Origin of the sequence: uncultured Gimesia sp. (assembly GCF_937910335.1) — a bacterium.
Classification (GTDB): domain Bacteria; phylum Planctomycetota; class Planctomycetia; order Planctomycetales; family Planctomycetaceae; genus Gimesia.
Map to the genome: position 1 here is coordinate 1 of NZ_CALEMX010000404.1, position 10735 is coordinate 10735.

Genomic DNA, 10735 nt, shown 5'->3' on the forward strand with positions numbered 1-10735 from the left:
CTTATGTTCAAAGTGGTGCGGATCGGGCAGAGAATTTACCCATCTTAATCGATTGTTCGGCCAGCATGGCGGCTACCGATCCTGAAACAAATAAAACACGCCTGGAACTTGCCAAAGAGCGAGTCACCGAATTAATCGATAATTTACTTCCCAATCAGCGAGTTTCATTAGTTGCTGTCAGTTCGACGGCACGCCGTTTGACAGCATTTACTGACAATCAGAGAGTCTTAAAACAATCACTTGCAGAATTAACTGTTGATGATGTTCCCAGTAAGCTGGAAGACGCTTTGAGAATGACTCAAGCACTTTCCAGAACAGAAACGATAAAGACGGTACTTTTTTATTCCGATGGCAATTTTCCCAAGGAAGTGAATTTTGATCTTCCCTTTGAGTTAAATTACCAGAAGCTGCCTCCCGCTGGTTCTAATATTGGAATCACCTCATTTAATGCACGAAAAAGTCAAACTGGTAACTGGGATGTGTTTATTCGCATTGCTAATTCCTTAAAATCTGAGAATCCGGCTAGCATCGAATTACTACAGGATGGGCAGAGTATTGCCAAAGAAGAAGTTGTTTTAGGACAAAGCGATTCTCAGCGGATCGAATTTTCCATCAACACGGATAGTGGATCTAAACTGGAAGCCGTTTTGACTCCCGGCTCATTTGATAGTTTAGAGTCAGATAATCGTGCCTATCTGACAATTCCCCGGTCCCGGTCTTTGTTAGTTTATATTAGCGATAGTCTTGCGAGTTATCGGTATGCTCTTGCAGATGATGAAAACCTGGAATTGTATCCGGAACAAAATGAGACAGTCGGTCCTGCTGAATACGATTTGATCATTTCTTCATCCGAAAACAGTTTGGAGAAACCGGCACTTGTAAAACTGGGAGTCGGGTTTATTCCCGAGGATCTTATCAAATACATATCGCTCGAAACAAATTTAACAGATGTGGTTGACTGGAATCGTAGTTCTGCATTATTGCGACATGTTGAATTAAATGATGTGCAGATCACAGAGCAACCCGTCTGGAAAGAGAATTCCGGTGTCGAGGATCTAGAAGGCCTGGGTTATGAAGTATTAGTCCACGGTCGAGGAGGTCCGCTTTTATTACAAAAAAGAAAATCGGGGGATCTGGAGTTTTACTTTCTATTTAATACAGATCGTTCAACGATGCCTTATCGGATTGGTTTTCCAATCATGGTTTCGAATTTGATACAACTTACTTTACAGGAAGCCGGGATTGCTGAGGTGCAAGCTTCCGCGACTCCCATTTTACCAGCGGTAGAATATCTGCCTGATGCAACGTATCAAATTCAAACACCCAGTGGTAAGAAATTTAACACCGAAAGCAACAAGAATGGAGTGGTCTCTGGTATTGGTGCCTTGCATGTAGGAAGATATTTCATAACTGGTGAAGGTGCTGATTCTGATGAAATCAGTGTTAGTTTATTGAACCCATTAGAAACATCTCTCGTTACCATTGATGAAATTCAGTTTAGCGAAGTGCCTGTAACCGCAGCGCAATCACAAATCGACAGTGATAAACCTCTTTGGAGCGAATTCGCATTGATTGCATTTGTTTTGCTTTTAGTGGAATGGTGGTATTTTCAACGTCGTCCGGCTGGGATTCCTACATAAAAGATGAACGAAAGACTGGGTTTATGACTCGGAGAATTCTACTTTACCTGGGCTTCTATTTGGTAATTATGCCTGGTGTTGTCTCCGCACAGTCAATTCCGATGACCGTCGATCTTTATCAACCGACGCAATTCCCCAAGAGCGATGGACCTGTCTCTTTTGTCTGGCAATGTTCGGTTTCTACATCCGGATTATTAGAAGGTCATTTTTTTGTGTCAGCGCATGACGGTAACGAAAAATATGGCCAATTCAGGTCACATGATGTTGCTTTGCATTCAGGATTTCATGAAATTCCGATGGTTCTGCCACCATTTAATGTCAATAATCCGTATGGAGAACTCAAACTAAAGCTCAGTTTTGTTACCAAAAACAACCGTTATGATTTTAAGAAAGAATATTCATTACATGTAGGTCGTCGTTTTCAGCGGACGTTTGCTGTCGGTGTCTGTGATCCATTTGATGTTCAATTATCGTCGAATATTAAAAAGTTCTTAGATAAGTTGAAATTTGAAGCAATTAGCCCTGAGGAACCAATTGCACTTGATCAAGATTTAATCAATTCCTATTTTCCCAATCGAAATTTATTCAATAATCAGAAGATTTCATTAGATGTCAACACTGTTTCCATTCATATACCCCCTCCGGAATTTCCACAATTACCGATAGGCTGTCATCAGTATGATTTACTGGTAATTACGGCACGCGGATTGAATCGATTAGAATCGCGCCATTTAAAAGCAATTCACCAATGGGTTCGGTCTGGAGGAAGCCTCTGTGTCATTGCCGGCTTGACTCCCGGTCAGCTTCCGCTTCAGTTTTTAAACGACCTGATTGGTAAGAAGACTGACACCCCTTTTCTCATTAATTCAGAAGGTAATCTCGAATTCGATCAGGAAAAGCAGATCTGGTTTCAACGAACGGGTTGGGGAAGAGCAGTGGTCGTGCTCGAGGATGCTCTGGATGAAAATTTGCTTTCTTCAAATGAAATGAGTCGGATTCCATTTTTTTTATGGAAATTAAAAGAGTCGCAGAAAGTCTATTATCAAAAAGAGGATAAGTGGGATCATCATACTTTGGTGGAGTCATTTCTTAAAACACAAAAACAGACAAACTACAACAACTTGAATGCTTATTCGATCAACGAAATGCTCAGCTTAAATTATCGGCCAATCTTCACTGGCGGGGCAGTTGTTACCAGCTTAATGCCTGCAGAAATGCGTGTTGTGCCTTCCTGGATTATTATGGCAGTCTTGCTGGGATATGTACTGATTATTGGGCCGGGAGAATATTTCATCTTAGGCAAACTCAGAATACGTCGTTTTACCTGGATTACATTTCCCTTAATCTCGATTGGTTTTGCTCTGATTGCATTTATACTCTCTGACTATTTCATGCAGACTTCCTATGAACGGAAAACTCTCGTTATTTATGATCTGGATGCACAAGGGGACCCGGTTAAAGAGAATAAGATTGAATTGATATTTACCGGCTCATATCAGCAAATTGAAACAAAGATCAAATCCGGGTTATTCACTCCCATTAATCATACTGAATTGGGGATGATCCCAAATTATAATATGTACGTCCGGAACATGAGTACTGCGTTAGTTAGCCCTCCTTTTTATTCAGGGTCAATCCCCACTCAATATTCAGTTTTTCAATTGATGCCGCAATGGACTCCCCAACTGAATCGTATCATTAATAATTATCCGGAAGAATTACCGACCTCGTTTGACTGGTCTACAATTCGTGTTGAACAACTGAACTCTGGTTTGGGAAGACAGAAAATTAATAAACAAATTAAGATCGCTCTTGGTAACCGGGCACAGTTATTGATCTATAAAGGGGTTTCAAATGGTCAAGTAAAACGATTTCCCCTTTATCAACCCGATGATCATCACCCAAGTCAGATTCGAAATTCGAAGGCATACGCATTATTGAACCCAGCGTTTCATAATTATCAAAGATACGCTGGTCAACAACAAGTACAACATAGTTTTATGGACGATATCTGTGTTCGTAATCAGATGGGGCTTTTTCAGATTATTTCACAGACATCACCCTCTGGTGGTAATAATTATGAAGACCTGAGTATTCTGGATCCTTCCGATCCAAAGCAATGGTTGGTTGTCGTTTATGTTCCCGGTAAAGATCAGGACACAATCTATCGTCAGTTTTTTGTTGCAGATAATGAAACTAACTCTTCTAAGACTCTAAAATGAAAAGATGACAGATTCTGATGAGCACGCAACCTCCAATGGTGGAAGTAAAAAATCTGTGGGTACGTTACGGAAAATATGAAGCTGTCAAAGGCATTTCTTTTTCGATACCTAAGGGTGAAGTATTTGGTTTTATCGGCCCAAATGGAGCTGGAAAATCTTCCACGATCAAAGTTCTGGCAACGTTACAACGAGACTATCAATGTGACACGGTCAAGATAAATGGTATTTCAGTAAACAAGGCCCCTCATCTGATCAGAGAAATGATTGGGTATATGCCCGATTTTTTCGGTGTTTACGAAGATTTAACCGCCCGGGAATATCTACATTTTTTTGCAGCCGCTTATCGTATTAATCGCAAGAAACGAAAAGCCATCGTGAACGATGTTTTGGAGCTGACTGATTTAACAGGAAAAATTGATGCTCCCGTCGATTCGTTGTCTCGAGGTATGAAACAACGTTTGGCATTGGCACGTGTCCTGCTGCATGATCCTGATTTGTTATTACTCGATGAACCAGCCAGCGGACTGGACCCCCGCGCCCGAATAGAAGTGCGCGAGCTATTGGTTGCGTTAAAGGAAATGGGGAAAACGATTATCATCTCCAGTCATATTCTTCACGAACTGTCACAACTCTGTACCAGTATCGGAATCATTGAAGCGGGAGAATTTGTAACCCAAGGATCTCTCGATCATATCTATAAGCGTTTGGAACTCAGTCGCGTTGTGCATGTCCAAATTGTCGGCGAAATGAATGGAGTCTGTGAAAAGATCGAAGCAATGCCAGGTGTGAAATCAGTCACTGTTCAGGTAGATCGGCTGGCGATTCAACTACAGGAAGATCAATTGGCAGTTGAAGATTTACATGCAAAACTTGCTGCTATGGGTGTAAAAATTCGAATGTTTCAGGCGGAAGCCATGGACATGGAAACGGTGTTCATGAAACTGACGGAAGGGAAAACCGCATGAAATTGAAACGGTTTCAAATCAGTTTGCCCTTGCTGAGCAAAGAATTAACCGAGATGGCTAATCGTCGGCGGACTTATATTATCCGAACGATTTATGCACTGCTGTTTCTGGGTTGTGTCGGTTATATTAGTCTCGACCAGATATCCGGCCTTCAAAATAACCCATTGGCGATACTCGGACGCGGACGTCAAATCTTTGAATCAATGATCTATTTACAATTCACCGCGATCTATTTATTCCTGCCAGCAATCACCTGTAGCGTGATAACACAGGAAAAAGAGCACAATAGTCTGGGGCTCCTATTAATTACGCGATTGAGTCCTTCCACGATCATCCTGGAAAAGTACCTGGGACGATTGATCACCATGGTTACATTTTTGATGCTGGGACTTCCGATTTTAGCATTTGCTTATTCATTGGGGGGCGTTTCACCGGCCATGTTTATAAATGGACTCTGGTTGCTAGTGCTCACGATGTTCCAGGTGGCAGCACTTGGCGTATTGTGTTCGAGTTTCTTTCGCACGACCGTATCCGCATTTATTGCCACATATGTATTTGGTTTTTTGATGATATTCGGACCAGCTATTTCGTATGAAATGAATCTATTCTATTTTCGCGATTTTCTTGATCTGATTACCATTCAATTGCAAGGCATCAATTTTAACGCCAATACTCAGAGCATTGGCTCTTGGGGTCTTATTGCCAATTTTCTACAAAACCTGCCGATCTGGTCAAATATTGTACCCAGAAATGGAGAGCTTAGTTTTGTATTGTTTTCACCTTATTGGTTTGATCGTTTTTCCAGGGGAATTGGATTCTCCGCGTTGGGCAGCACAGTTATTTACAGTATTCCGACCATTCTCAGTATCTCTGTATTTTTACTTTTCGCTCATTACTTTCTGGTGCGTCGTGCTTTTCTTCCTTCGCGAAATTATTTATTGAATCTCTTCAAATCATTAGATAGCATATTTTCTAAAATCAATCAAAACCGGGTTACACGTGGAATCGTTCTCGTAAAAGAACAGATTCAACTTCCTGAAAACAAGCCGATTGCCTGGCGTGAAACATCAAAAAAATCGCTGGGAACTGTCCGCTATCTATTTCGAATTCTGATAACACTCGAAATTCCCGTACTTTTCTTGTGTTTATTTATTGCATCCAGTAGCCCTGAGGCCGTTGTTCCAGGTGCGGTCATGTTACTCTGGTTCATCTGGGGACTGGTAGTATTGCTGTTAGCTGTTTCGGCAACCAGTCTGATCTCCGGTGAACGCTCTCATGAAACATTGGATGTTTTACTGACAACACCACTATCCGGAAAAGACATTCTGGCGCAGAAAATTGCTGGTGTGCGACGTTTATCTCTGGCTTTATTAGTTCCTTTACTGACGATTGTGTTATTCGAAGCCTGGTGGAAATGGGAGTACGCCCAGATCAGTCCACACAATCGCAATCCATATAAATTGGAGTGGTTCCCGTATTTGGTTGGATCATTACTTACAATTGGGATTTATCTACCGATGTTAATCTGGCTGTTTTGCTGGATAGGCATGAAAGTGAAATCACAAACGAAAGCAATTCTTTCCGCATTAGGAGTGATCGTTCTCTGGTGCATTCTCCCATTCATTTTAATATTCCCGGTTTTAATACTGAATCCTTCTTTTAATGAAGAGTCTGTCATTTATGGTTTATTTCTCAGTCCCGCATCGTATATCGTAATTAATGAAATAGCCGAATTTCAAGATTTTGGTACGATATGGGGTCCTTTGATTATTAATACTTTCATTTATGGTGGCTGTTATTTACTGTTCCGCTATCAGTGTCATATGCATATCGATAAAAATCTTGGTCGTTTAGACAGCAAGGGGAATTTCATAGACCGAACGACGCTGTTCCCTGCAGGTAAACAATCTCTTTTGAGTCCAGATCAATGAAATATCTGTTTGATACGATGAAATCCGCAAGCATATCTTGTCGACAAATGTTGCTGACTGGCTGTGCCGGAATGTTGCTTCTTTTACCAGGTACTCTTTATGCCATGGATATTGAAGAAGCCATCTGGGGATTTACTAATCAACGTCCGACTGGGCAATGTATTCCACTTTCTCTGTTACTGAGCAATAATACTCCCGAAACATTTGATGAACTGGTTCAATTGAATCGCCTGCAATACAACGGCACCAAAGTTGGCGCTCCGCTCTACCGCAGAGTATTTCTTGCCCCTTATACCTCTCAATGGGTGCAGTTCTATCCCTATATAATTGATAAGCAGCAGGAAAACTGGTCCCTTAACTGGGGGGCCTGGTAATCTTTACAGCCGTCGTGTCAACAAGACTGGCAGAAACTCTGACAACATAGAGAAGGATGATGCGAATAACTCGTGTGTTATTCTCGTTGATGGAAATGCTTTATCGCAAGGTGGAAGTCATTTCAAAAAGTTCCGCGATGAACTCTTCCCACCGTCTGTCACTGCTACCGATTCATTGGATGAAATTATCCTGGACCACGTCCCACGTTGGGATGCAGCACGCAGGAATTCATTTATGGATTGGCTCTATCGCGGTGGCATATTGCATCTGCTGCCCGATGCATCTGGCACGAACTTACAGTTTGCGACGAACATGTCTGCGATTAATGCCCCTTTTGATCACTTCCGTATTGGGGCTGGGTTAATTATTCGTCATTCCGGTCAACTTAAAGAGTTGAATAAAAAGCGATTGTTGTCAAGAAAACAGGAAGTTCAAATTGCCGAGTTATCTGCTGTTGGTGCTACTGTCCCCATCCCTGAAACTGTTAAAAGACCAGAAAATACTTATAATCACCGTGTATTTGATAACTTTAATTCCTATTTACTTTATCAGCTTTCAGAACTGACACACCCTGACCATAACTGGACGATGATCTATTTAATGACAGGAGCGTATCTGCTTATGATATTTCCTGGCTGCTACTTTTTTCATAAGAAACAAAAGGGGTATCGCAATTCATTACTCTTTATTCTAGTGACAGTCGCATTCTTCAGTGCCATGTTTTGGAGTGTTGGCAAACGAGGCTATGGCGAAACAACAACACTAAATAGTTTGGTTATTGCACGTCCACTTAATGGTGATCATTATGATTTAACTTATTGCGTCAATGCGTTTGTTACCGATGGCGCTGACTATCAGTTTACAGCAAATGGCGAAGGCGTCATCTACACATCCGCTCAAGAATTGGAAAAAGTTAAGGGGGCAATCATGAATGGTGTTGATGGAAGTTTTCATGCGGATATTCCTCCATTTTCTGCTCGCAGTTTCATGTGTCGTATTAAATCGCCCTATCCGAAACCTGAAATGAAATTACTCGAATATCAGATCGATAAAAACTCGAAATTAAAAACGCTGAAAATCAAGATGAACTCCGCATTACCAAAGAATACGTCGATTATTCAAGTTCTCTATAATCGTGTTTTATACGATCTAAAACAGACGCAGGAGAAAGGCGCCGTTATTCTGGAATTGGGAAATCGCTCAACGCCACTTTCCGCATGGAAATCCATATTAGAATCAGATGCAAGTTATAACCGCCGATTTGGATATCGCGATGAAGAAACAGATACTCCTAAAGTCTATGCCAGTCTGTATAAAAGACTGGTTATGAAAAATCTGAATCTAAATCGACCAGATCAAGTCAGGACTTTCGATAGCGATCGATCACGTATCAAACTTTTCTTTTACAGTGATATTCCCGATGAATTTAAATTGAAGACGGATGTCGATGGTATACAACAGGGACGGACACTGTTTGTAAATGAAATTGCATTACACCCAAATATGAATGACTTGCCAAATGAATGAATTGCTTTCTGACATGCCTATATTCGATGATGAAGGTGTTAAACCTGTAATTGATATAAAAAATGTGTCACACGCTTTTAAAGGCCATCGGGCGCTGCAAGGGATCAGTTTTAAGGTTCATCCGCAATCTCTGCATGGGTTTGTTGGCCCTAATGGTGCTGGGAAGACGACTACTCTGAAAATTATATGCACCTTGTTGCGACCACAGGCTGGAAAAGTCGAAGTGTTTGGGAATAACGTGCTGACCGGCGTTAAAGAGATACGTAAACGAATCGGATTTATGCCTGACCACTTCAGTACCTATCGACAAATGACTGTTTTTGAGTATCTGGATTTCTTCGGCGCAGCATATGGTTTGGGGCTGGAACAACGCGACCAGGTGATCAATGATGTGCTGACGCTGACTGATATGGATGGTCGTAAGGATTCACTGATTAGTGGGTTGTCGCGTGGTATGCAGCAACGTGTAAGTTTGGCCCGCGTTTTAGTCAATGACCCTGATTTATTATTGCTTGACGAACCTGCTTCCGGCCTGGACCCACGCGCACGAATTGAGCTTATGGAAATACTTCAAGAATTAAAGCGTATGGGGAAAACTATTTTCATAAGTTCGCATATTCTAAGTGAGCTAGCAGAACTATGTGACAGCGTGACGATTATCGATCGCGGATTAATAAAATATAGTGGTACGATGGATGGGTTATTAACACACGAACAAGAGCATCCCACATATAAGATTGTTTTGGTATCAGAAGTGGAAGGACTTGTCGAATCGCTATCGAACGAATCGGGAATTCTTAACGTCGAAAAAACAGAGAAAGCTCGTGAGTTACGCGTTTCTTTTGATGCAACACTAACAAATACCAGTAAGCTATTATCAAAAATCATCGATTTGCAAGGAGTAATAGAGTCATTCCAAAAAGATAAGAAGCATCTGAATCAGGCATTCCTGGATTTAACCGAACAGGGAGTGCGTTAATGTTTCAAGGAATGTTTGCACTTTTTCATCGGGCATTAAATGTCGATTTTCGTTTGACGCAGACGCATTTATTTCGGTTCCTGTTCGCGGTGATGATCCTGTTTAGTTTAATGATGGCGCATACAACCAGTCGATTCATGACTGCAGCGGGGCTAGTTTTTTTTACGCAAATCATCTATCTCAACTTTGTCTTTATTTTGATGGCAGGTGTCAGTTTTTTTGCCACGGCAATCACAGAGGAAAAAGAAGAACAGACGATCGGTTTGCTCTTGATGGCGGGGGTGAATCCCATCTCTCTCTTGCTGGGAAAATCACTGCCTCGGTTGGTTTCTGCCCTCTTGCTGCTGTCAGTCCAGTTTCCCTTCACATTACTGGCAATTACATTAGGTGGCGTTACATTCTCTCAAGTGATTTCTGCCTATATTGCCTTAGCCGTTTTTTTGTTTTTTCTGTCAAATCTGGGATTAATTTGTTCTGTCGTGTGTGCGCGATCACGGTCTGCCTCCACGCTTGTTGTTCTTTCACTCGCGTTTTATTTTTTTGGAATACCACTGCTTAGCTGGGTTTTGTTAGTGATGGTGCAACAAGGGTGGATCGCCGCTGGTTCCATGATTAACGTTTATCCCAAACTCATATTAGACTGGCTTGGGCAGTTTTCTGTATTGAGTCAAATTAATACGATTCTGATTTCTGGTTACAGTGAAACTCCCTGGAATATGCAATTTTGGGGTAATCTGATTATGGGGATGGTTTTGTTCTTTTTTGCATGTTTACTTTTCACTCGTTTTGCTCTAACTGAAATCTCTACCAGTCCCGGACGTGGTTTAATCTCAAAAAAGAAAAGTCATTACTTTTCCCCAGGCCGTTCATGGGGGAATGCATTAATATGGAAAGATTACTTCTTTCTCAACGGTGGCTATGGAATGGCGGTAATCAAATTATGCTGCTATGGGATTGCCTTGATGGCGTTATGCATTTTTATTGCGTATTTATCACGTAGCTATTCAAGGGAAGAATTTGCGCTGACTGTATTCTGGACGATGCTTGTTGTACTTATTATCGAGATTAGTCTGATCTCAGCCCGTGTCTTTCATGT

Annotated in this window: 8 protein-coding genes; all 8 read left to right on the forward strand. The window is 41.5% G+C overall.

All coding sequences use genetic code 11. From position 1 onward, the window contains the following. Positions 1-1640: VWA domain-containing protein (locus tag Q0668_RS15870; protein ID WP_298866414.1), on the forward strand; the 1640-nt coding region annotated here is incomplete at its 5' end. Positions 1641-1663: 23 nt separating this feature from the next. Next, the gene (locus tag Q0668_RS15875; protein ID WP_298866416.1) at positions 1664-3862 is read left to right on the forward strand and encodes a hypothetical protein; all 2199 of its coding nucleotides are present in this window, start codon (positions 1664-1666) and stop codon (positions 3860-3862) included. A 17-nt stretch (positions 3863-3879) separates the two neighbouring features. Further along, positions 3880-4827 (forward strand): ABC transporter ATP-binding protein, encoded by a 948-nt coding sequence (locus Q0668_RS15880; protein WP_298866418.1) that lies wholly within the window; start codon positions 3880-3882, stop codon positions 4825-4827. Continuing rightward, a complete protein-coding gene (locus tag Q0668_RS15885) occupies positions 4824-6758 on the forward strand; it encodes an ABC transporter permease subunit (RefSeq protein ID WP_298866420.1) in 1935 nt (644 codons plus the stop codon). The genes Q0668_RS15880 and Q0668_RS15885 overlap by 4 nt, the downstream gene beginning before the upstream one ends. A gap of 71 nt (positions 6759-6829) precedes the next feature. Beyond that, positions 6830-7132 (forward strand): hypothetical protein, encoded by a 303-nt coding sequence (locus Q0668_RS15890; RefSeq protein ID WP_298866422.1) that lies wholly within the window; start codon positions 6830-6832, stop codon positions 7130-7132. Positions 7133-7367: 235 nt separating this feature from the next. Further along, entirely contained in the window at positions 7368-8660 is a 1293-nt protein-coding gene (locus Q0668_RS15895) for a hypothetical protein (RefSeq protein WP_298866424.1), read from the forward strand. Beyond that, positions 8653-9639, forward strand: a complete 987-nt coding sequence (locus Q0668_RS15900) for an ABC transporter ATP-binding protein (protein ID WP_298866426.1) — start codon at positions 8653-8655, stop codon at positions 9637-9639. Before Q0668_RS15895 ends, Q0668_RS15900 begins: the two co-directional genes overlap by 8 nt. Further along, positions 9639-10735: hypothetical protein (locus tag Q0668_RS15905; protein WP_298866428.1), on the forward strand; the 1097-nt coding region annotated here is incomplete at its 3' end. The genes Q0668_RS15900 and Q0668_RS15905, both read left to right, overlap by 1 nt.

Coding starts and splice junctions, on each gene's coding strand:
- Q0668_RS15875 (WP_298866416.1), top strand. CDS start 1,664: ATGACTCGGAGAATTCTACTTTACCTGGGCTTCTATTTGGTAATTATG.
- Q0668_RS15880 (WP_298866418.1), top strand. CDS start 3,880: ATGAGCACGCAACCTCCAATGGTGGAAGTAAAAAATCTGTGGGTACGT.
- Q0668_RS15885 (WP_298866420.1), top strand. CDS start 4,824: ATGAAATTGAAACGGTTTCAAATCAGTTTGCCCTTGCTGAGCAAAGAA.
- Q0668_RS15890 (WP_298866422.1), top strand. CDS start 6,830: ATGTTGCTTCTTTTACCAGGTACTCTTTATGCCATGGATATTGAAGAA.
- Q0668_RS15895 (WP_298866424.1), top strand. CDS start 7,368: ATGGATTGGCTCTATCGCGGTGGCATATTGCATCTGCTGCCCGATGCA.
- Q0668_RS15900 (WP_298866426.1), top strand. CDS start 8,653: ATGAATGAATTGCTTTCTGACATGCCTATATTCGATGATGAAGGTGTT.